The organism is Streptomyces bohaiensis (assembly GCF_012033785.1).
GTDB classification, from domain to species: domain Bacteria; phylum Actinomycetota; class Actinomycetes; order Streptomycetales; family Streptomycetaceae; genus Streptomyces; species Streptomyces bohaiensis.
Window position 1 is genome coordinate 1 of the sequence record NZ_JAAVJC010000073.1, and the last position, 20,747, is coordinate 20,747.

A 20,747-nucleotide genomic window follows, 5' to 3' on the forward strand; every position below is an offset into this window, starting at 1 on the left:
GCGCCGCCCCCGGCGCCCTTGCCCAGCGCGCCGCCACCGCCGCCGGTGCGACCGCCGCGGCGCCGCGCGGTGTCCAGCAGCACGGCCAGCGCGATGACCACGCCGATCACGACCTGCTGCCAGAACGCCGACACCGACATCAGGTTCAGGCCGTTGCGGAGCACCGCCAGGATCAGCGCGCCGATCAGCGTGCCGGAGGCCTTGCCGACGCCGCCCGCGAGGCTCGCGCCGCCGATCACCACCGCGGCGATGGCGTCCAGTTCGTAGCCCTGCGCGGCCTGCGGCTGGGCCGAGCCGAGCCGGGAGGCGAGTACGACCCCCGCCACGGCCGCGAACAACCCGGACAGTGCGTAGATCGCGAGCTTCTGGCGGTCGACGCGGAGCCCGGACAGCCGGGCCGCCTCCTCGTTGCCGCCGATGGCGTACATCGAGCGCCCGAGGTAGGTGCGTGCCAGGATCACCGCCGTCACCAGACCCATCCCGGCCATGACCAGCAGCGGAACGGGGAAGCGGCCGCCGATGCTGTCGCCGAGGAAGAACAGCGAGTCCGGGAGGTTGATCGGACTGCCCTGCGAGATCACCAGCGAGAGGCCACGACCCACCGACAGCATCGCGAGCGTGGCGATGAAGGGCGGCAGCTTCCCGTAGGCGATGAGCACCCCGTTGACCAGCCCGCACGCCAGACCGACCCCTGCCGCGAGGATCACGGCCAACCACACCGGCAGTCCGTCGCCGGCGGCCAACCAGCCCATCACCGTCGCGGACAGCGCCGCCACCGAGCCGACGGACAGGTCGATACCGCCGGAGACGATGACGAAGGTGACCCCGAAGGCGAGGATGGCCGTCACGGCGGCCTGCACGCCCACGTTCAGCAGGTTCTGGGTCGTCAGGAAGTCGCCGGACAGCAGCGCCATCGCCGCCAGCAGCACCAGCAGCGCGGTCAGTGCCCCGTTGTCCAGCAGCAGGCGCCGCAGGTCGCGGACGCGACTCCCCGCCGCGGGCGTGCTCGTCGTCTCACTGGTCACGGTGCTGCTCCTTGTCGCTGTCGGTGTCGCCGTCCCCGGCTCCACCGCTGTCCCGTCCTCCCACGGCCCCGGGCCCGTCCCCGGCGGTCCCGCCGGGGCCCGGCGGCCCGGTGGCGAGTGCGAGGGCCATCACCGCGTCCTGCGTCGCCTCGTCACCCGCGAGCTCACCGGTGATCCGTCCCTGCGCCATGACCAGCACGCGGTCGCTCATCCCGAGCACCTCGGGCAGGTCGCTGGAGATCATCAGCACGGCGTGGCCGGCTGCCGTCAGCTCATTGACGAGCCGGTAGATCTCGACCTTCGCCCCGACGTCGACGCCCCGGGTCGGCTCGTCGAGGACGAGCACCCGGACGTCTGCCATCAGCCATTTCCCGATGACGACCTTCTGCTGGTTGCCGCCGGAGAGGGTGCGGACGGGTTGGTCGGGGCCCGACATCCGCACGCCGAGCTGCCGGGCGACCCGCCCCGCGGCCTCCCTGCTGGCGGCCGTGTCGACCAGCCCGCCCCGGGTCGCCGACCGGAGCGCGACCAGGGAGAGGTTGTCCTGGACCGAGGCGTCGAGCATCAGTCCCTGCCCCTTGCGGTCCTCGGGGACCAGGCCGAGCCCGGCCCGCAGGGCGGCGACCACGTCGCCCCCGCGCAGCGGCCGTCCCGCGACCGCCACCTCACCGGCGTCGTAGGGGTCGGCGCCGAAGACGGCGCGTGCGACCTCGGTCCGTCCGGCGCCGACCAGACCCGCCAGCCCCACCACCTCACCGGCGCGGACCTCGAAGGTGACGTCGTCGAATGCCCCGGCCCGGGAGAGCGAGCGCACCGCCAGGAGCGTCTCCCCGGGCACAGCCGCCTCGCGCGGGTACTGCTGCTCGATGTCACGGCCGACCATGAGCCGCACCAGTTCGTCCTCGGGCGCACTCGCGGGGGCCTGCCCGACCGTGCGGCCGTCGCGCATCACCGTCACGCGGTCCGCGAGGGCGGCGATCTCCTCCAGGTGGTGGGTGATGAAGACGATGCCCACCCCTTCCGCACGCAGCCTGCGGACCAGCGCGAAGAGCGTGTCCACCTCGCCCGCGGTGAGGACGGCGGTCGGCTCGTCCATCACCAGGACCCGCGCGTCCAGGGAGAGCGCCTTGGCGATCTCCACCATCTGCAGCCGCGCCACTCCCAGACCGCCGACCCGCGCGCGGGGGGAGACGGCCAGGCCGACGCGGGCCAGCAGCCCGGCTGCCGCGTTCTCCATCCGGGCGCGGTCGATCAGGCCGAAGCGGCGCGGCTGGCGGCCCAGGAAGATGTTCTCCGCGACCGTCAGCTCCGGGACGAGCGTGAACTCCTGGTGGATGGTCGCGATGCCGAGCTGTTCGGAGTCGCGGGTGTTCTCCGGACGGACCTCGCGTCCGTCCACCACGAGCCGGCCGGCGTCGGGGCGGTGCGCCCCCGCGAGCACCTTGATCAGAGTGCTCTTCCCGGCGCCGTTCTCGCCGAGCAGGGCGTGCACCTCGCCGCGCCTCAGGTCGAAGTCGACCGAGTCGAGCGCCACCACACCGGGGAAGCACTTGCGGACTCCTTCGACGCGCAGCACCTCGTCGTGGCTGCTCACGCGGACCTCCTCGGGCCGTTGGTCGGGGTGGGCCCGGCAGGTCGTTCGCCGCAGGAGCGGCGCACCACGAGCCGGGCGGAGAGCGTGACCGAGCGTGCCGCCCGGCCCTCGATCAGGTCGGTCAGCGCGCCCACAGCCGCCCTCGCGAGTTCCGCGACGGGCTGGGCGACCGCGGTGAGCGGGGGATCGGTGTGCTGGAACCACGGGATGTCGTCGAAGGCGGCGACACCGATGTCCTCGGGGACGCGCAGTCCGCGGGAGCGGATCGCGTCCAGCGCGCCGAGCGCCATGAGGTTGTCGGTGGCGAACACGACCTCCGGGGGCTCGGGAAGGTCCAGGAACGCCTCGGTGACCCGGCGTCCGCTGTCCGCCCGGAAGTCCCCCTCGCCGACGTACGCCTCGGGCAGGTGCAGTCCCTGCGCGGCGATCGCCTCCCGGAAGGCCGCCACCCGCTCGCGTGCGGTCGTGGTGGCGGGCGGGCCGGTGATCACCGCGATCCTCCGCCGCCCCAGCGCCCGGAGGTGTCTCACCAGGTCGCGGACGGCCGAGGCGCCCTCGGCGCGGATCACCGTCACGTCGAGTCCGGGGACCCAGCGGTCCACCAGCACCACGGGCGGTGTCGGGGGCCGCGTGCCGGGGGCGAACGGCGAGCGGCCGTCGGCGGGGGAGACCAGCAGCCCGTCGATCCGGCGGTCCAACAGGGTGCGGATGTGGTGGTCCTGCAACTCGGGCCGCTCGTCGGCGTTGCCGATGATGACGCTGTAGCCGCGGGCCCGAGCCTCCTCCTCCACGAAGCGGGCCAGCTCGGTGAAGTACGGGTTCATGACGTCGCCGATGACCAGACCCAGGGTCCGGGTCCGGTCGGTCCGCAGCGACCGGGCCACCGCGTTGGGGCGGTAGCCGAGCCGGCCGACGGCCTCCAGGACCCGCTCGCGGGTGTCCGGGCTCACCGACCGGTGCCCGTTCAGCGCCCGCGAGACGGTCGCCACCGAGACACCGGCTGCGGCGGCGACGTCCTTGATGCCCGCCATGACTCCACCTCCTCGTGGATCGGCCACCCCGGCACGCGCCGCGCGGCGCGCACCGCCGAGCGGTGGCACCGCAGATGAAATCGATTACATGCGGGTCGGCGCAACCCTCGGACGCCGGTGAGACCGGATCGTGACCCGGGTCGCGGGGGTGCGAGAGCCGCCCGCGCGTGCGGGGGTGCGGGGGTGCGCCGCGGGCTGCCGTAGGATCGGCGCCCGGCGCGGACGCGGCCGCGGGGCGGCGCCGCGCCCCGGCTCCGCCGGACCGCAGCGACCGGCCGTACCGCGGGAGAGCAGTGATCAGGGTCCTCGTCGCCGACGACGAACCGCTCATCAGGGCGGGCATCCGGCAGATCCTCGCCTCGGCGGACGACATCGAGGTCGTCGGGGAGGCGGGGGACGGCCGGGAGGCGGTCGATCTCGCCTGTTCACGAGCGGTCGACGTCGCACTGCTGGACATCCGCATGCCCGTGCAGGACGGGCTCGACGCGCTGGCCGAACTGCGCCGCGTGGCCCCGGGCGTGCGGGCTCTGGTGCTGACGACGTTCGGGGAACGGGACAACGTGCTGCGCGCACTGGCGGACGGAGGTGCCGGCTTCCTGCTGAAGGACACCGCCCCCGGGGAGCTCATCCGCGCGGTCCGGGCCGCGGCAGCCGGTCACGCCTTCCTCTCGCCCGGTGCGACCCGGCACGTGGTCGACACCCTGGCCACGGGAGTCGAGCCGGCCCGCCGGTCGGCGGCCCGCCGGCGGCTGGCGGAGCTCAGCGCGCGGGAGGCGGAGGTGCTCGCGCTGCTCGGGGAAGGGCTCCCCAACGCCGAGGTGGGGCGGCGCATCCACGTCAGTGAGGCGACGGTGAAGACCTACGTGAGTCGCATCCTGGCCAAGTGCCGGTGCGACAACCGCGTGCAGGCCGCGCTCCTCGCGCGTGACGCCGGGCTCGGCGCGGGCTCCTGACGCACTCTCGGGAGACGGGTCGTCGACGCGACCGTGGCCGACCGTGCCCTCCCGCCCCGATCAGGGCTCCTCGGCGCCCGTGATGAGGGCGGGGCTACGAGGCGACGCGCTGCCGTCCGTCGCGCGCGGCGGAATCCGTCGCCGAGCCGTCACCGGGGCGGCTGATCTCGGCCCAGACCTCGTCCAGGGAGAGTCCGAGCACCTCCGCGACGGCGGCGATCGTGGGGAAGGCCGGCGTGGCGACGCGACCTGATTCGATCTTCCGCAGGGTCTCCGGGGAGACGCGTGCCTCCAGCGCGGTGGCGAGGATCGAACGGTCCCCGCGGGCGCGCCGCAGGAGTGCGCCGAGACGCTGTCCGCGTTCGACCTCGGCGGGGGTGAGCGGCAACCTGACCATGCCCCGATCCTAGTACCGGTATAGTAGTCCCGGTATTGTTATTGGAAGCGCAAGGGGAGAACGGCGCGTGATCGAGATCCTGAGCCCCGGCCGACTGGCCGCGGCGCGTACCTCGGGGGCCCTGGTCGCCGACATCCTGCACACCATCCGGGACCGCACAACGGTGGGCACCAACCTGCTGGACATCGACCGCTGGGCCAAGGAGATGATCCTGCGCGCCGGCGCGCAGTCCTGCTACGTCGACTACGCGCCGTCCTTCGGCCGCGGACCCTTCGGCCACTACATCTGCACGGCGGTCAACGACGCCGTGCTCCACGGCAGGCCCCGCGACCAGGTCCTCGCCGCCGGTGACCTCCTCACCCTCGACCTCGCCGTCTCGCAGGACGGGGTGGCGGCGGACGCCGCCGTCAGCTTCCTCGTGGGCGGCACGGGCGACCCGCGGAGCGCCGCGCTGATCTCCGCCACGGAGCGCGCACTCGCCGCCGGTGTCGCCGCCGCCGGGCCCGACGCCCGCGTCGGCGACCTCTCCCACGCCATCGGCACCGTGCTGACCGAGGCCGGCTACCCCATCAACACCGAGTTCGGCGGGCACGGCATCGGATCGACGATGCACCAGGACCCGCACGTCCCCAACACCGGACGGCCGGGCCGGGGCTACCGGCTGCGCCCCGGGCTGCTACTGGCTCTGGAGCCGTGGGTGATGGCGGACACCGCCACCCTCGCCATCGACGCCGACGGCTGGACGCTCCGCAGCGCCACCGGCTGCCGGACCGCCCACAGCGAACACACCATCGCCATCACCGAGGACGGGGCGGAGATCCTGACCCTCCCCTCCCGCTGAACGTCACGGCGGCTCACCACCCGGTGGTGTAGGCGTCCTTGGCGACCAGCACCCCGTCCGCGAAGCAGAACCGGAAGAGAGCCACCAGGTCCGGGTCGTCCGGCTGCTCGGTCGAGGCCCGGACCAGGCACCGCGCGCCCTCGGGACGCGGCGGTTCCGGACCGTCCACGTCGGCGAGCAGCAGCGACTCCTCGGGCAACCCGGCCCGCACGGAGGCTTCGTCGTCACCCACCTCGACCGCCGCGTACGCGCCGGGGGAGAGCACCGAGGACTCCCACTCCCGCAGCGCCCACAGCCCGAACCCCACGAGCACCCCCGCGCACACCGCGGCGGTGCCGCCGCCGAGCACGACCCCGCGCCATGTGCGGCCGACGGCCGTGTCCAGCTCCCGCTGCCGCCGCTGCGGGGCCTGCCAGTCCACGGTGCCGGACCCGCCCCGACCGGACGGTCCGCCGGGCCCTCGCGGCCGGTCGTCCGCCGGGCCCCGGGACGGCGCGGCGGCGCCCGGCCGCCCCTCCTCGGTGCAGCCGTCGGGGCTGGCGGGGCTGTCGCGTCCGTCGGGTGCGTACCGTGGCGCGGAGTCGTAAGGGAGGATCCCGGCCACCCGGAAGCCGCCGCCGGCAGTCGGCCCGGTGTGCAGCAGGCCCCCCACCAGCCGGGCCCGTTCGCGCAGTCCGACCAGCCCCTGTCCGCCGCTCACCGCGGCGGGCCCGGCCCCCGGCGCCGGAGCGCCCTCGGCACCCACCGCGCCTTCGTCCGCGACTTCGACGACGAGCGCGTCCGGCTCGAACCGCAGTTCCACGGTCAGGGCGGCGCCCGGCGCGTGCTTCAGCGCATTGGTCAACGCCTCCTGGACGATCCGGTAGGCGGCGTGGTCGGCCGCCGGCTCCAACGCGCGCGACTCCCCGGTGCGGCGCAGCTCCACCGCGGCCCCGGCTCGCCGCGCCTCGACCACCAGCTCCTCGACGCCCGCCACGCCCCGGGCCGGCGGCCGCGCGGAAGGGGCGGTGTCCCCGGCCCCGTCCGCATGGAGCACGCCCACCGCCTCCCGGAGCTCGCGCATCGCCTCGGCGGCGGCCTCGCGCAGCTCTCGGACACGGTCGCGCTGGTCGTCCGAGAGACCGCTGTCGACCTCCAGCGCGCCCGTCTGCACCGTGAGCAGCGCCAGCCGGTGACCGAGGCTGTCGTGCATGTCCTCCGCGATGCGCTGCCGTTCGCGCAACCGCCAGTGAGCGGCGATCATCTCCCGCTCCCGCAGCAACTGCTCGTTGTGCTCGTGCAGCGCCACCAGCAGCGCGCGGCGCTGGGCCCGGTAGCGCCCCACCAGCCCCGGAAGGACGGTGGTCGTGACGAAGCCGACCGTGGCGAGGAGCAGCTCCTGCGGGTCGGGCGCTCCCCGCCACGGTGCCGTCACCCCCGCCCAGTGCAGCGCGAAGGCGCCGGTGAAGGCGAGGACGACGCGGGGTGCCGCCCGGATCCGTCCGCCCGCCGACCACCCCGCGAGCGGCATCAGCAGCCAGAAACCGCCCCACAGGCCGGAGAGCCCGCAGGCCGCGACCAGCGCCGTCGCGGGAAGCACCCGGCGCACGACGCACACCGCCGCGGCGGCGACCGCGCCGAGTCCCGCGGCGGCCGCACCCGCGCCGGAGAGGGCCACCGCCGCCACCGCCCCGGCGGCGATCACCGCGAGTGTCTCGCCCACGATGCGCCGGCCGCTCCACATGCCGTCCGCGGTGAGCCGCCGCCAGGTGTCGTACGCCTGCCGTCCCGGATTCACCCGGCCAGCCTAATCCTGGGTGTGGGCGGGTCGGCCCGGTCTTCGTAGGGGGCTGGGCGAGCGGTCGACAACGGGCAGCGCAACGCCTTCGGCCCTCATGGTCCTGGAGACTCGCTCCGAGACTGGCGCCGCTGTCCACCGGTGGGATCCGTGGCGGTGTCGTGGGCGTCGGGCAAGGCCTGATGTCAGCCTGGCTCGGGAGGGCTTCGCCTGGAGCGGCGAGACCCGGCGCCTTCCTGGACGCCGCCTGCCAGGGCGCGGACGACCTCACCCCGGCCGCCGAAGCCACCTTCAAGGAGCACGCCGACAGCGAGATCCTGCTCAGCTTCCCCGGCCTCGGTGCCCTGCTGGGAGCCTGATTGCTCGCTGAGTTCGGCGACGACCGGACACGGTTCGCCGTCGCCAGAACCCTGACGTCGTACGCCGGCTCGGCCCGATCACCCGGGCCTCCGGCAAGAGGCACTTCGTCGGCCGCCGCTTCGTCAAGAACAACCGGCCCATGCCCGCCGGCGATTTCTGGGCCTTCTCGTCCCCACCGCCCCACCAGGAGCGCACGCCCTACCGGCGCCGACGCCACCACGGAGACCGGCACAGCGCCGCTCGACGTCACCTGCTCAACTGCTTCCTCGGACAGCTCTACCACTGTCTCCCAACCCGGCAGCCGTTCGATGAACAGCGCGCCTTCGTGCCACTCCTTCCAGCTCAACTGGCGGGCGTGACAGTGGCCCGCAGGCCGAGCCACTGATCGGCGTCCCAGGCCCGGAACCGTTCCGCTTCGGTGAACCCCAGCTTCGCCGCGAGGCGCATCGAACGGACGTTGGCGGTCTGAGTGGCGACCACCACCGGCTCACCCGGAAGGACCTCCTCGAGCCAGCCCAGAGTCGCCGCGCACGCTTCGGCCGCATACCCGAATCCCCATGCCTGCGGCAGGAACAGGTAGCCGAGATCGACTTTTCCCACGGCAGAGGGGCAGACGTGCTCCGTTACTCTCCTGAGCAGGATCTGGCCAATCATCGCCCCGTCGAGATCGACGACGAAACTCCCGGACCGCCGCGCGGGTGCCTCGGGCATCTCACCCTCAAGCTCGTCACGCGGTCGGGGGCCGCCGAGGTAGGTGTGCACCTGCGGTGAGGCGTGCAGCTCGACGAAGGCCGCACGGTCCCTGGCCTCGGGCTCACGCAGTACCAGCCTCTCGGTCCTGATCGGCGCGGGCGGCCACGCAACGGGTCCGAGGTCATTCATGTCGGCCAGCCAACCAGCGGCCCCGGCAGCGATCAAGACTCGTGGTCCCTCTTGACTCCTTATCCCCCTGAGATGTCCAGGCAGCGGGGCACGCGGCCGCCCGCCCGCCCGGGCGGGCGGCACACCGGCGGTCGCCACGCAGCGGACAGCCCGTGTCCGCAACGACCGGGAGGATGGCACCGGCGCCGTCCTCGGCCGTGCCGTACCCGGCGACGCCGCCCTCCCGCACAGCATAAGGAGAACCATCACCGTGACCCCTCACCACCGCCCCGGCGACGCCCCACCGCTCGCGAGCGGGGGCAGCCCGCGATGACCGTCCTGGACGACCGGGCCCTCAACCGGGCCACCCTCGCGCGGCAGCACCTGCTGGAGCGCGCCGACGCCACACCGCTCGAGGTCGTCTCCCGGGTGGCGGGGCTCCAGGCGCAGGAGCCGCAGGAGCCGTTCGTCGGTCTGTGGAGCCGCACGCGCGCGTTCCGCCCCGCGGCGCTGGACGAGCTGCTGACGGGGCGCGAGGTGGTCCGCACCCACCTGATGCGGCGGACGGTTCACTTGGTGACGGCGGCCGACGCGCTCGCCTGGCGCGGTCGCCACGACGCGATGCTCCGGCAACGCGTGCTGGCCACCTACCGCGACGACCTGCGGGGCATCGACACCGAAGCGCTCCGCGCGGCGGCGGCCGCCGTCCTGGCCGACGGCCGGCCCCGCACCATGGCCGAACTGGTCGAGCCGCTGCGGGACCGATGGCCCGAGCCTCCCCGCCGCGCGCTGGGCGAACTGCTCGTGGCAGCCCTCATCCCGATGGCGCAGCTTCCGCCGCGCGGCCTGTGGCAGCAACGAGCCGGGGTCAGCAACCTGCCGCTCGCCACCTGGCTGGGGCGCGACGTCGCCCCGCCCGACCCCGACGAGACCGACCCTGTCGGACGCGCCCTGCTCCTCAGGTACCTGGCGGCCCACGGCCCGGCGACCTCCTCCGACCTGCGAGCCTGGTGCGGCCTCGCGGGACTTCCCGCGGCGGTCCGCGCCGCGCGGGGCGACCTGGTGGCGTTCCGGGACACCCGCGGCCGGGAGCTGCTGGACCTGCCGACGGCGCCCCGCCCGGACCCCGACACACCCGCCCCGGTGCGCTTCCTGCCGGCCTTCGACAACGCCGTCCTCGGCTATCGCGACCGCGGTCGCATCATCGACGAGGCGCACCTCGGCCTGTCGGTCGCCGGGGAGCGGGTCGTCCTCGTCGACGGCCGGGTCTCCGCCACCTGGCGGGTGCACGAGCAGGGCGTGGCCGTGGCACCGCTGCGTCCTCTCACCCGCTCCGAGGACCGGGCGGTCCGGGAGGAGGGCGGCGCTCTCACCGCGTTCCTCGGCACGGCGGGGACGGAGGTGCGCATCGCGGAGCTGCCGTGACCCCGCCGCCGGCGCCCCGGCGGGGGAGCGGGAACCGGGAACCGGATCGGTCGGGCGTCTCCCGACCACGCTGCCCGCCCCTCCCCGGAAGGCTCCTTCCCACAGCCGTGTGCGAGACCCCACGCCGGGCCCGCGACGCCGGCTACGCCCGACCGCCGCATCGTCCGCGACGCCCGAACACCACCCGGCACCAGGGCACCCCGCCGCCGGGCGGCTGACCGCATCGCCCCCGCGAGCCGTTCCGACGCAGGGCCTCACCCACGCTCTCAGCAGGCTCAGGGGCCGTCGGCCAGCAACTGCCGCGCCGTCTCGGTGACCGTGCGGATCAGGTGCCGCGGCACCGGATGCTGCCCCGCCCCCCGCCGGGTCACGGCGACGATCCTGCGGACGGGGGCCGACTCGCCGCGCAGCGGAATGCGGGCGACGCGCGCCTCGTCCGCCAGCCGCGCCAACCGCGGCACCAGGAAGACGCCGAGGCCGTGCGCGACGAGCGCGGTGCCCGTGCCCCACTCGTCCGCGTAGTGGGCCAGCCGCGGGGTGAACCCCGCGCTCAGGCAGGCCGCCAGCAGCAGCTGGTGGTAGGTGGTGCCGGCGTTGCCGACGATCCAGGGCTCGGCCGCCGCGTCCGCCAGCGTCACCCGCGCCCGCCCCGCCAACTCGTGGTCGAGCGGGACGACGAGATCCAGCGGGTCCTCCACCAAAGGGCGCTGCTCGAACCGGTGGTCGGTCACCGGCGGGGAGTCCGGCGTGGCGACCAGCAGCGCGAGCTCCGCCCGCTCCGCCAGCACGAGGTCGAAGCACCGGTCCGGCTCGGCCTCGACCACGCTGACGGACAGTCGCGGGAACTCCGCCCGCACCGCCGCCACCGCCGGCGGCAGGAGCCGGCTGGCGGCCGTCGAGAAACCGCAGACCGTCACATGGCCGGAGGGCTGGACCCCCGCGCCCACCAGATCGGCCCGCGCATTCTCCCACTGCTCCTGGAGCAACTCCGCGTGGTGCAGCAGGACCCGGGCCGCGTTGGTCAGCCGGACGCCGCGACCCTGCTGGACCATCAGCTCCACGCCCACATCGGCGGCGAGCTGCCTGAGCTGGTAGGAGACCGCCGAGGGCGTGTAGTGGAGCGCCCGCGCGGCAGCGGTCACCGTCCCGTGCTCCGCCACCAGTTGGAGGATGCGCAACCGCGAGTCGATCATGCAGAGATTCTGCACGATCAGCGAGGAATCCATTTGATTTTTCTTTTGTTGCGGCGCCTCGATACTGACCGGCATGGCAGAGCAGCGTGTCACGAGGCGGCGACCGACCCGCCCGTCGCACCCCCGCAGAACATCCCGCACCGTCACCCGTCCCGGCACCGCCCCGGGCAGCCGTCGCGCCGTCTCCGCCGGCACCCGGCTGCGCACCGCGGTCCTCCGCCGCCCGGCCCGCCGCGAGGAACCCGACCGCCGCACGGTCCGCACCGCCGCGCTCCTCGTGGTGGTCCTCACCGCCGGCGCCTACCTGCCCAGCCCGCTCTACCCCGAGTACCAGCAGCTCTTCGGCTTCGACGACCTGCGCCTCACCCTGGTCTTCGCGACGTTCGCCCTCGTCAGCGGTCCCGCACTGCTGCTGGGGGGCCCGGCGGCCGACCTCGTCGGCCACCAGCCCGTGCTCCGGCTGAGCCTGCTGCTGGCGGCGGCCGGCTCCTGCTGCTTCGCACTCGCCGACGCCACGCCGTGGCTGTTCGCCGGCCGCGTCGCGCAGGCCCTCGCGCTGGGCGCCGCCACGGGCGCGGCGCAGGCGCTCATCACCACCCACCGGCACCCCGCCGCGCGCATCGGCGGCCCGCTGTTCGCAAGTCTCGCCTTCACCGTGGGCACCGCCGCTGGCCCCGCTCTCGCCGGCCTGCTGGCCGAGTACGCCCCCGGTCCGCTGCTCACCCCGTTCCTGCTGCACCTGCTGATGCTGGGCTGGGTGTGGTGGCGGCTGCGCACCACCGTCCCGATCGTGCTGGCGCCCGGGCGCACCAGGGCCCGGTGGCGGCCCACGCGCCCGCGCATCCCCGCCGACCTGCGACCGCTGTTCCTCGTCGCGGGGTTCAACGGCTTCCTCGCCTGGGCGGTGCTCGGCATCTACCTCGCGCTCGTCCCCGCGCTGCTGGTCAGGGCCGTCGGGACCGACGACGCCGCGCTGACTGGCGCGGTCCTCGCAGCCGTGCTGGTCTGCTCGCTCGCCGCCCAACTCGCCGCCACGCGCAGCGGGACGGCGCGCTCCCAGCAACTCGGCGTGACGCTGCTGGGCGTGAGCCTGCTCCTGCTCGCGCTGAGCGGCGCCTCCTCGCTCGCCCTCACCCTCACCGCCGCGGTGCCCGCCGGCGTCGGTCACGGGCTCGCCTTCAGCGGCGCGGCGCGCGCCGTCGACGCGCGCACCCCCGACGGGCAGCGCGCCGCCATCGGCGCCGCGCTCCACCTGCTGTTCTACCTGGGGTCCGGGGCCCCGGCCGTCGTGGTCGGAGTCCTCACCCTGTGGATGCCCCTGGCGAGCGCCGTCACCTGGATCAGCGGGGCCGCTCTCGCCCCCGCCGTGCTGCTCGTGCTCGCCACCGGCCTGCTCACCCGCGTCGCGCGTCCGCGACGGGCCGGTTCCGCCACCGGGTGACCCGGGCCGCGGCGGCCTCCGTCACCGGCACCGCCGCGGCAGGTGCCTGGTAATCCCCGTACCAGGAACGGCCGTACCTGGAGCGGCCGCGCGATCCGCAGGAGAGTCGAGGGGACGGGGCGGCGCGAGCTGCCGCGCCGTCCCCACCGACAGTCCGAGGAGGACACACCTGTGCGCGACCACACCCGCCTCTACAGCGACGGCAGCTGGGCCGAACCGATCGACGCCTCGATCCTGGAACTCACCGATCCCGCCGACGGCTCGCGCACCGGCAGCGTCGCCCTCGCGGGCCGCGCCGATGTCGACCGCGCCGTGGCGGCGGCCCGGCGTGCCTTCACCCACTTCGGCCGCACCGCACCCCGGGAGCGCGCCGCGCTGCTCGGACGCGTGCTCGCCGAGTTCGACCGGCGCGCCGCCGACCTCGCGGACGCCGTGACCACGGAGATGGGAGCCCCGGTCGGCCTCGCCCGGGACGCCCACATCCCCACCGCCCGCCTCCAGATCACCACCGCCCTCGACGTCCTCGCCACCCTCCCCTTCACCGAACCGCGCGGCGACGGCGAGATCCGGCGCGAGCCGCTCGGCGTGGCCGCGCTGATCACCCCGTGGAACTTCCCCGTCCTGCAGATGGTGGGGAAGACCGTCTCCGCGCTCGCCGCCGGGTGCACCGTCGTGCTCAAGCCGGCGGAGACGGCGGCCCACACCGCGATGGTGTTCGCCGAGATCATGGACCGGGCCGAGGTGCCGGCAGGGGTGTTCAACCTGGTCCCGGGACGGGGCGCGGTGGTCGGCGAGGCCCTGGCCTCGCACCCGGACGTGGGCGTCGTCTCCTTCACCGGCTCCCACGCGACGGCCACCCGCGTCACCGTGGCCGCCGCCCCCACGACCAAGCGCGTCCACACCGAACTCGGCGGCAAATCCCCGCAGCTGCTCCTTCCGGACGCCGACGTCGGTGTCGCCGTCGACACGATCCACCAGTTCATGATGGCCATGACCGGGCAGATCTGCAGCGCACCCAGCCGTACCCTCGTGCCGCGCGAGCGGGTCGACGAGTTCCTCGACGCCCTGGTCCCCGCCCTGGAGGGCATCCGCGTGGGCGACCCGCGCGACCCGGCCACCGGAATGGGCCCGCTGGCGTCCGCGGCGCAGTGGCGGACCGTCCAGCGGTACATCGCCTCCGGGGTCGCGGCGGGAGCACGACTGGTCACAGGCGGTCCGGGCCGCCCCGAGGGACTGCCCGACGGCCACTTCGTCCGTCCCACGGTCTTCGCGGACGTCGACAACACCATGGAGATCGCGCGTGAGGAGATCTTCGGTCCGGTGGCGTGCGTCATCGCCTACGACACCGTCGCCGAGGCCGTCGACCTGGCCAACGACACCCCGTACGGGCTGGCCGCCTACGTCGTCGGACACGACGCCGACCAGCTGCGGGACGTCGTGGCAGCCCTGCGGGCGGGCGCCGTCCTCGTGAACGACGCGCCGTTCGACTGGACCGCCCCCTGGGGTGGGTACAAGCAGTCCGGGAACGGCAGGGAGTTCGGCGTGGAGGGCGTCCTGGCCTACCTGGAGACCAAGGTGGTCCACCGGCCCGCCGCGACGGCGGCGCCGTGAGCCGGCCCGGCCCGGCCGCGGGCGGGTCCGCCCGCGGCCACCGGGCGGCGGACAGCAGGCGAGAGGGAACGACGTGACCGAACTCGGCGACTACCTGCGGGCGTGCCGCGCCCGCGTGACACCCGAGCAGGTGGGCATGCCCACCCACGGTCACCGCCGCGTGCCCGGGCTGCGCCGTGAGGAGCTCGCCGCGCTCGCCGGGGTCAGCGTCGACTACGTCGTCCGTATCGAGCAGGGGAGGGCCGCCACGGCGTCCGAGGACGTCCTCACTGCGCTCGCCGGCGCCCTCGGCCTGCGGGAGGACGAGCGCGCCCACCTCCTGCAGTGCGCCGCGGCCTCCCCACCCGCCCCCCGAGGCCGTCCGCGGCCCGGCGACGGCCGCGCGGCGACAGCATCCGGACGCGCCGACCGAGGCGTCGACCCCGCCACGCGCGCGCTGCTGGACAGCGCCCGCGGGATCGCCGCGCTGGTGGTCGGGCCCCGGCTCGACATCCTCGCGTGGAACCCGCTCGCCGCCGCACTGCTCATCGACTTCGGCGGCGTGCCCCCCGAACGGCGCAACCTCGTCCGACTCGCCTTCCTCGACCCGCGGATGCGGTCCCGCTACCGCGACTGGGAGACCGTCGGGCCCGAGTGCGTCGCCTACCTGCGGATGGAGGCGGGCGCCCGAGTCGACGATCCCGCCCTCACCCGGCTCGTCGGCGAGCTGTCCCTGCGCGATGCCGACTTCCGACGCTGGTGGGCGGCGTACGAGGTGCGGGCGCACCGGGCGGGGCGCAAACGCTTCGTCCATCCCACCGCGGGGGAACTCGTTCTCGACTTCCAGGTGATGGACGTGCGAGGAGCCGGCCAGCAGCTCGTCCTCTACACGGCGGCACCCGGCAGCCCCTCCGAGGAGGGGCTGGCGTTCCTGGCGCGCTGGTCCGGCGACTCCCTCACCGAGCGGCAGCCGCCCACTGCTCCCGGCGACGGGGTCCGCCGGCCCGTCGCCGGGGGCACCGACCACCGCGGCGGACCCGAGGCGACCGGCGGCGGTCCTCACCCGTCATCGCTCCGGTAGCGGTCCGTCACCTCCGCCCGGTCCCAGTCCGCTCGCCCGCCCGCCCCCATGACGCCGGTCGCCGACCGCAGCTCCTCCATCGGCAGCTTCCGCATCTCCCGACGGGCCACCGCCCCGACCAAGGCGGGGAACAGCGGACGCAGCGGCTGGCAGTAGCGCAGCCAGGGCGGGGCGTACACCTGGTGCGACCGCCGGGCGACGCCGGCGGTCAGCCACTCGGCCACCCGCGCGGGGGAGTGGACCCGCCGCGCGAGCGCCGGTTGGTTGGAGCGCAGCGCCCGCAGCACCGGGTGCTCGTCGATACCGGCCACCATGTCCGTCCCGGTCCAGTGCAGGTACGCCACGCCGACCGTCACACCGTCCGGCTCCACCTCCCCGCGCAGCGCCTGCGCGAACGACTCCGCTCCTGCCTTGGAGGCGCAGTAGGCGCTCATCATCGGAGCCGAACCGAAGGCCGCGGTCGACGCGATCTGCAGGAAGTACCCCCGGGTCCGGCACAGCTGCGGCAGGAAGGCCCGAGCCGTGTTGGCCGAGCCCGTCAGGTTGACGTCGATGACGCGCTGCCACAACTCCGGCGCGCAGAGGGCGAACGGGCCGCCCGCCGCGATACCGGCGTTGGCCACCACCACCGAGGCGGGGCCGAGCCGGTCGGCCACCTCCTCGGCGGCCTCGCCGAGCGCGGCGCGGTCGGTGACGTCCACCTCGATCCCGACGTTGTCCGTGAGGAGGCCGCCGGCGGCCCGCCGCAGCGTCTCCCGCTCCCGGCCGAGGAGCGCCACCCGCATGCCCGCCCCCGCCAGCCGGTGGGCCAGCGCCGCCCCCACCCCCCGGGCCGCACCGGTCACCACCGCGACGCGGCCCTCCAGTCTCCTCGCGGCACGCTCCGCGGAACTGCGGCGACCCCGTGGCAGTGCAGTGTGCATGGCGCATCCCGTCTCTCGGAACACCGTCCGGACCGCTCCTCCCGGTCACAACGTGAGGGAGCGGGGTCGGTGTCGGCAGCTGCACATGCCCGGCCGGCCCCCGACGACACTCCGCCGACCGGTGGACACCGCTCCGCGCCCCGGTGCACGACGCGCTTGACCCCGCCCCGGCGTCATGGTTCTGACTGGCCCGATGAACATCGTTCCCTTCGCCTATCTCTCCTCCTACCTGCTGTCCCTGCTGGGCAACTCGATCGCCGCCATCGCGCTTCCGCTGATCGTGCTGCAGACGACAGGGAGCGTGCTGGGCGCCGGTGCGGTGGCGGCGGCGACGGCGGTACCGGCCTTCGCCGCCGGGCTGCTGATGGGGGTGGTGATCGACCGGATCAACCGGCGCACCTCCTCCGTCGTCACCGACCTCGTCTCCGCCGCCGCGCTCGCCGCCCTCCCCGTCGTCGACCGGTTCTTCGGGCTGACGCTCGGCTGGTTCATCCTCTGCGGCATCATCGGCTCGCTCGGCGACGTGCCGGGCATCACCGCCCGCGAGACCCTGCTTCCCGCGGTGGTCCGGCACGGCGGCGTACCGGCCGAACGGCTCGTGGGGATCCGCGAGGCCCTGGGCGCCGTCGGTCTGCTGCTCGGCCCGGCGGCGGCAGGCACCCTCATGGTGCTCCTCGACGGCTCGACAGTGCTCTGGATCACCGCCGGGACCTCGCTGGCCGCCGCGCTGCTCACCCTGCTCATCCCGCACCGGGTCGGCGCCACCGGCCCCGCCGGCGACGGCACACCACCCCGGGGCAGCGGCTGGGCGCAACTCCGGGACGGGTGGCGCGCCCTGCTCGGCAGCCGGTTCCTGACGGCCACCACGCTCATCGGGCTGGCGTCGGCGCTGGTCCTGGCGTCGATGCAGGGCCTGGTGCTGCCCGTCTGGTTCTCCGTCGCGGGACAGCCCGGCATGCTCGGTTTCGTCCTCACCTCACTCGCGGCGGGCATGCTGCTCGGCGGCGCCGCCTACGCCGCCTTCGGTACCCGCGGCCCGCGGCGTGCCTGGTTCCTCGCCGGACTCCTCGGCTCCACCGCCGGATTCGGGCTGATCGCCGGCCTGTGGTCGACCCCGGTCGTCCTCGCGGGAGCCGTCGTGGCCGGGATCGCGGGCGGACTCTCCGGCGGACTCCTCGGCGTCCTCATGATCGAGCGCATACCGGAGCGCCTGCGCGGACGCATCCTGGGCACGCAGAACGCACTGATGACCGCGGCGCTCCCCGGCGGCATCGTCGCCGCCGCGCTGCTGACCGAGTACGCGGGCATCCGGGTCGCCGCGCTGTCCGTCGCCGCTCTGTGGTTGCCCGCGCTGGCCGTCGGCCTGCTGGCGGAACCCCTGCGTAATCTGGAGCCCGAGTCCGGCACGGAGCCCGCACGAGAGGTGGTGACCGAGGGTGCGTAGCGGCGAACTCGCCCGACTGGCGGGCGTCACGGTCCGCGCGCTGCGCCACTACCACCAGGTGGGCGTGCTGGCCGAGCCCCACCGCACCGGCAACGGCTACCGCGCCTACGACGTCCACGACCTGGTCCGGGTCCTGCGCATCAAGCGCCTCGCCGCGCTCGGCGTGCCACTGGAGCGGATGCCCGAGGTGCTCGACGACGACGGCCGGGACCGGGACGCCACGGAACTGCTCGACGAACTGGACCGGGAGCTGGCGGTCCGGATGGAGCGGATCACCCGGCAGCGGGAGGTCCTCGCGCTCCTGCGCGCCCACCGGGCGGCTCCCGACGTGCCCCCGGAACTCGCCCCGTTCCTGGCCGTCTTCGCCGCCGCGGGCGTCACCGCCGACATGCGGCGACTCGACCGCGACCAGTCGATCCTGCTGGCTCATTTCGCCGGGGAGGAGGGAATGGCAGAGCTCGCGCGGTTCTACGAGCGGTTGAGCGGGCCCGCGCTCTTCCCGACGGTGACCGCGATCAGTGAGAGGTTCTCCCGTCTCGGGCCCGACAGTACGGACGGGGAGATCACCGAGCTCGCCCGGAGCTTCGCCGCGGCCCTCGGTCCCGAGATCGGCAAACTGGACGAGGAGGCGACCGCCCCGGGGCTCGATGCGGCCGCCGAGCTGCTCGGCCGGCACACGGAGGACGTCCTCAACGAGCAGCAGTGGGAGGCACTGCGGCGGTTCGGCTCCCTGCTGGAAGCCCTCCCCGAGGAGTGAGCCCGCCGGCCCGGCACCGCACCGCGAACCGGCCCCGCCCCGCACCCCTGGCGCGGGGCGGAGGACGACGCCGCGGTCACTCCCCGGCCCGGCCCTGATGGCCGCGGCGGGCGTCGCGGTCGAAGATCCCGAGCACCTCGCACGGACCGCCGACCGCACCGATGGCGTGGGGCAGCATCGTCGGGAACTCCGCGGCCTGATGGGTCTCCATCCGGTACCGCTGATCGCCGAGCAGCAGCAACGCCGTGCCCGACAGCACGACGAGCCACTCGTGTCCCGGGTGGGCCCGCATCCGGGCGGGGTTCTCGGGCGGCGGGTCCACCATGCGCTGCCGCACCACGGTGGTCCCCGGGTCCGCGCGCAGCGCCCAGCGGAGCAGCCCGTGCGACGCGTCGTGCACCGGATGGGAGACGACATCCGACGCGCCGCGCTCGACCAGCTGGTCAAGGGTGGTGTCCAGCGCCCGGGCGAGAGCCGCGAGCTGGTCCAGCGTGAGTCGGCGCCGCCCGGTCTCGATCCTGCTCAGCGTCGACTGGCTCATACGGGTCCTGGCGGCCAGGTCCTCCAACGACCATCCCTGTGCCACCCGGAGCGCGCGCACACGTCTGCGGACCAGGCCGTCGAGGTCGTCGTCCTGCGTCATGCGCACCAGGATATGCGCGAGGGGCACGGGCCTCGCGTGAGTCGCGCCGCCGTCCCCGGCGTCCGGGCCCGTCAGCTCCCGACGCAGCCCGCCCGGCGGCGGGCCGCGTCCAGGTCCTCGGCGAGGGGGAGGAACTCGGCGGTGCCGGTGACCGTGAACAACCGGTCGGCCCACGGCCGGAGCGGACCGGCGATGGCGAGCGCCCGCCCCGCGGACTCGTGGGCGCCCTTGGTCGACAGCAGCAGGCCGAGCAGGGTGGAATCCGCGAACGTGAGAGCCGAGATGTCGACGATCGTGCAGTGCGCCGTCGAACGCAGCGCCGTCGCCAGTGCCTCCTCGAACGGTCCCACGGCGTCGACATCGACCTCGCCGCTCACGGAGACGGTGAAGACGCCGGAATCCTGCGTCGTGGTCACCTGAGCGACCTGTGGGGGGATCATGCGTGCGTCCTCCCGGTCCGGGGCGACATGCTCGGTCTCACAGCTCTCCTGTTCGTCGGGCGAAGTCGGTCGATGCGCCCGTGGGTTCTGCGCCGAGAGTCGGCGGCGGCCGGGCGCGGTCGTCGCCGGCGTCCCCGCCGAGCGGTGCGGCCACCGGGGCACATCGACGGCGGTGAAGCGGGGCGCGTGAGGGATGCCGCTGCGGTGCGGTCCGGGCGGCGAGCGGGCCCTGGGGGCCGCCGTGGCCCGGCGGGCGGCAGCTACGCGTCGCGGGCGGTCCGGGCGATCGTCAGATGGCCTGGCCGGTCAGCGGGAGGACGGCGGTGAGGCGCTTTCCCACCAGCTCCCGGTGCATCTCGAACCCGGTGCAGACAGCGGTGACGATCTCCAACCCGTGGCCGCCGATGCGCCGCGGGTCCTTCTCCCGGATCACCGGGAGCGCCGGATCGGTGTCCCACACGCTCACCCGGGCGGACTCGGCGACCAGCTCCAGCTCCAGCATGTGCGGGCCCGGGGCGTGCCGCCGCACGTTGGTGACCAGTTCGCTGACGACCAGCGGCAGCAGCATGCGCGCGTCGGCGCCGACCTCGACCCCACCGGTGGTGCGCACGGCGTCGAGGAACTGCTCGGCGAGCGATCGTGCCTCCCCGAGCTCCTCGCTGCCCTCGTAGGCGGCGCAGGCGTTGACCGGCTGACCTCCCGCGTTCGTGCGGCCCGGCCTGCCCGGTGTCTCCGGCAAGGGGCCACTCGCTTTCCGTGGGCGTTCCATCATCATCAGTCCCGCATGCCCCATCGCCGGGACAACAGTCCTGGACGCGGCACCGATTCCCCGCCCGCGGTCCGCGAAGGCGCCCCGGACCCCGTGTGCCCGGGCGGAGCGGGCGGCGGCTGGGCGCAACTCCGGGACGGGTGGCGCGACTCACGCGAGGCCCGTGCCCCTCGCGCATATCCTGGTGCGCATGACGCAGGAC

At 74.6% G+C, this 20,747-nt stretch carries 19 protein-coding genes and 1 pseudogene; 9 read left to right on the forward strand and 11 right to left on the reverse strand.

Translation table 11 applies throughout. The features are described 5' to 3' along the window. From HCN52_RS10995 to HCN52_RS11005, 3 genes are all read right to left on the reverse strand, one after another. Positions 1-1,025 (reverse strand): ABC transporter permease (locus tag HCN52_RS10995; protein ID WP_312876643.1); only part of this gene is annotated, 1,025 nt, incomplete at its 3' end. Continuing rightward, positions 1,015-2,619, reverse strand: coding sequence for a sugar ABC transporter ATP-binding protein (locus tag HCN52_RS11000; RefSeq protein ID WP_168088233.1), 1,605 nt, complete (start codon positions 2,617-2,619; stop codon positions 1,015-1,017). The genes HCN52_RS10995 and HCN52_RS11000, both read right to left, overlap by 11 nt. After that, the gene (locus HCN52_RS11005) at positions 2,616-3,650 is read right to left on the reverse strand and encodes a LacI family DNA-binding transcriptional regulator (RefSeq protein ID WP_168088234.1); all 1,035 of its coding nucleotides are present in this window, start codon (positions 3,648-3,650) and stop codon (positions 2,616-2,618) included. The genes HCN52_RS11000 and HCN52_RS11005 overlap by 4 nt, the downstream gene beginning before the upstream one ends. A gap of 293 nt (positions 3,651-3,943) precedes the next feature. Between HCN52_RS11005 and HCN52_RS11010 the strand changes: the two genes are divergently transcribed. Further along, on the forward strand, positions 3,944-4,603 hold the full coding sequence (locus HCN52_RS11010) for a response regulator transcription factor (protein WP_168088235.1): 660 nt from the start codon (positions 3,944-3,946) through the stop codon (positions 4,601-4,603). A gap of 94 nt (positions 4,604-4,697) precedes the next feature. Here HCN52_RS11010 and HCN52_RS11015 read toward each other — a convergent pair whose 3' ends face one another. Continuing rightward, positions 4,698-5,000, reverse strand: a complete 303-nt coding sequence (locus tag HCN52_RS11015) for a helix-turn-helix domain-containing protein (RefSeq protein ID WP_168088236.1) — start codon at positions 4,998-5,000, stop codon at positions 4,698-4,700. 67 nt (positions 5,001-5,067) lie between these two features. On the opposite strand from HCN52_RS11015, the gene map reads away from it, so the two are divergent. Next, positions 5,068-5,841: a type I methionyl aminopeptidase gene (map, locus tag HCN52_RS11020; protein ID WP_168088237.1), complete on the forward strand. Its 774-nt coding sequence runs from the start codon at positions 5,068-5,070 to the stop codon at positions 5,839-5,841. Positions 5,842-5,854: 13 nt separating this feature from the next. Here the strand turns inward: map and HCN52_RS11025 are convergent, their stop codons facing one another. Then, positions 5,855-7,618, reverse strand: coding sequence for a sensor histidine kinase (locus tag HCN52_RS11025; RefSeq protein WP_312876644.1), 1,764 nt, complete (start codon positions 7,616-7,618; stop codon positions 5,855-5,857). 236 nt (positions 7,619-7,854) lie between these two features. On the opposite strand from HCN52_RS11025, the pseudogene HCN52_RS11030 reads away from it, so the two are divergent. Then, a pseudogene (locus HCN52_RS11030) lies at positions 7,855-8,363 on the forward strand (transposase); the annotation flags it as partial. Here the strand turns inward: HCN52_RS11030 and HCN52_RS11035 are convergent. Then, positions 8,321-8,860 carry a GNAT family N-acetyltransferase gene (locus HCN52_RS11035; protein ID WP_168088238.1) on the reverse strand — a complete coding sequence of 180 codons (540 nt, stop codon included), beginning with the start codon at positions 8,858-8,860 and terminating at the stop codon, positions 8,321-8,323. The pseudogene HCN52_RS11030 and the gene HCN52_RS11035 overlap by 43 nt on opposite strands. Before the next feature lie 309 nt (positions 8,861-9,169). Between HCN52_RS11035 and HCN52_RS11040 the strand changes: the two genes are divergently transcribed. Then, positions 9,170-10,264, forward strand: coding sequence for a winged helix DNA-binding domain-containing protein (locus HCN52_RS11040; RefSeq protein WP_168088239.1), 1,095 nt, complete (start codon positions 9,170-9,172; stop codon positions 10,262-10,264). Positions 10,265-10,539: 275 nt separating this feature from the next. Here the strand turns inward: HCN52_RS11040 and HCN52_RS11045 are convergent, their stop codons facing one another. Continuing rightward, on the reverse strand, positions 10,540-11,457 hold the full coding sequence (locus HCN52_RS11045; RefSeq protein WP_168088250.1) for a LysR family transcriptional regulator: 918 nt from the start codon (positions 11,455-11,457) through the stop codon (positions 10,540-10,542). A 73-nt stretch (positions 11,458-11,530) separates the two neighbouring features. On the opposite strand from HCN52_RS11045, the gene HCN52_RS11050 reads away from it, so the two are divergent. From HCN52_RS11050 to HCN52_RS11060, 3 genes are all read left to right on the forward strand, one after another. Then, positions 11,531-12,898, forward strand: coding sequence for an MFS transporter (locus HCN52_RS11050; RefSeq protein ID WP_168088240.1), 1,368 nt, complete (start codon positions 11,531-11,533; stop codon positions 12,896-12,898). Between the two features lie 171 nt (positions 12,899-13,069). Continuing rightward, positions 13,070-14,509, forward strand: a complete 1,440-nt coding sequence (locus HCN52_RS11055) for an aldehyde dehydrogenase family protein (RefSeq protein ID WP_168088241.1) — start codon at positions 13,070-13,072, stop codon at positions 14,507-14,509. A 73-nt stretch (positions 14,510-14,582) separates the two neighbouring features. Next, on the forward strand, positions 14,583-15,569 hold the full coding sequence (locus HCN52_RS11060; protein ID WP_168088242.1) for a helix-turn-helix domain-containing protein: 987 nt from the start codon (positions 14,583-14,585) through the stop codon (positions 15,567-15,569). On the opposite strand, the gene HCN52_RS11065 is transcribed toward HCN52_RS11060, so the two are convergent. Then, positions 15,548-16,492, reverse strand: coding sequence for an SDR family oxidoreductase (locus HCN52_RS11065; RefSeq protein ID WP_168088243.1), 945 nt, complete (start codon positions 16,490-16,492; stop codon positions 15,548-15,550). The two genes, HCN52_RS11060 and HCN52_RS11065, sit on opposite strands and share 22 nt — an antisense overlap. A gap of 193 nt (positions 16,493-16,685) precedes the next feature. Here HCN52_RS11065 and HCN52_RS11070 point away from each other — a divergent pair, with 193 nt between their 5' ends. Together HCN52_RS11070 and HCN52_RS11075 are read left to right on the forward strand one after the other, a co-directional pair. Next, positions 16,686-17,936, forward strand: coding sequence for an MFS transporter (locus HCN52_RS11070; RefSeq protein ID WP_168088244.1), 1,251 nt, complete (start codon positions 16,686-16,688; stop codon positions 17,934-17,936). Further along, positions 17,929-18,693 (forward strand): MerR family transcriptional regulator, encoded by a 765-nt coding sequence (locus tag HCN52_RS11075; protein WP_168088245.1) that lies wholly within the window; start codon positions 17,929-17,931, stop codon positions 18,691-18,693. The genes HCN52_RS11070 and HCN52_RS11075 overlap by 8 nt, the downstream gene beginning before the upstream one ends. Positions 18,694-18,769: 76 nt before the next feature. Here the strand turns inward: HCN52_RS11075 and HCN52_RS11080 are convergent, their stop codons facing one another. The 3 genes from HCN52_RS11080 to HCN52_RS11090 form a co-directional block, all read right to left on the reverse strand. Further along, complete coding sequence (locus HCN52_RS11080; protein ID WP_209314410.1) at positions 18,770-19,336, reverse strand: helix-turn-helix domain-containing protein; 567 nt, start codon at positions 19,334-19,336, stop codon at positions 18,770-18,772. Between the two features lie 71 nt (positions 19,337-19,407). Then, entirely contained in the window at positions 19,408-19,776 is a 369-nt protein-coding gene (locus HCN52_RS11085; RefSeq protein ID WP_168088246.1) for an STAS domain-containing protein, read from the reverse strand. A gap of 289 nt (positions 19,777-20,065) precedes the next feature. Then, positions 20,066-20,515, reverse strand: a complete 450-nt coding sequence (locus HCN52_RS11090) for an ATP-binding protein (RefSeq protein ID WP_168088247.1) — start codon at positions 20,513-20,515, stop codon at positions 20,066-20,068. Between the last annotated feature and the right edge of the window lie 232 nt (positions 20,516-20,747).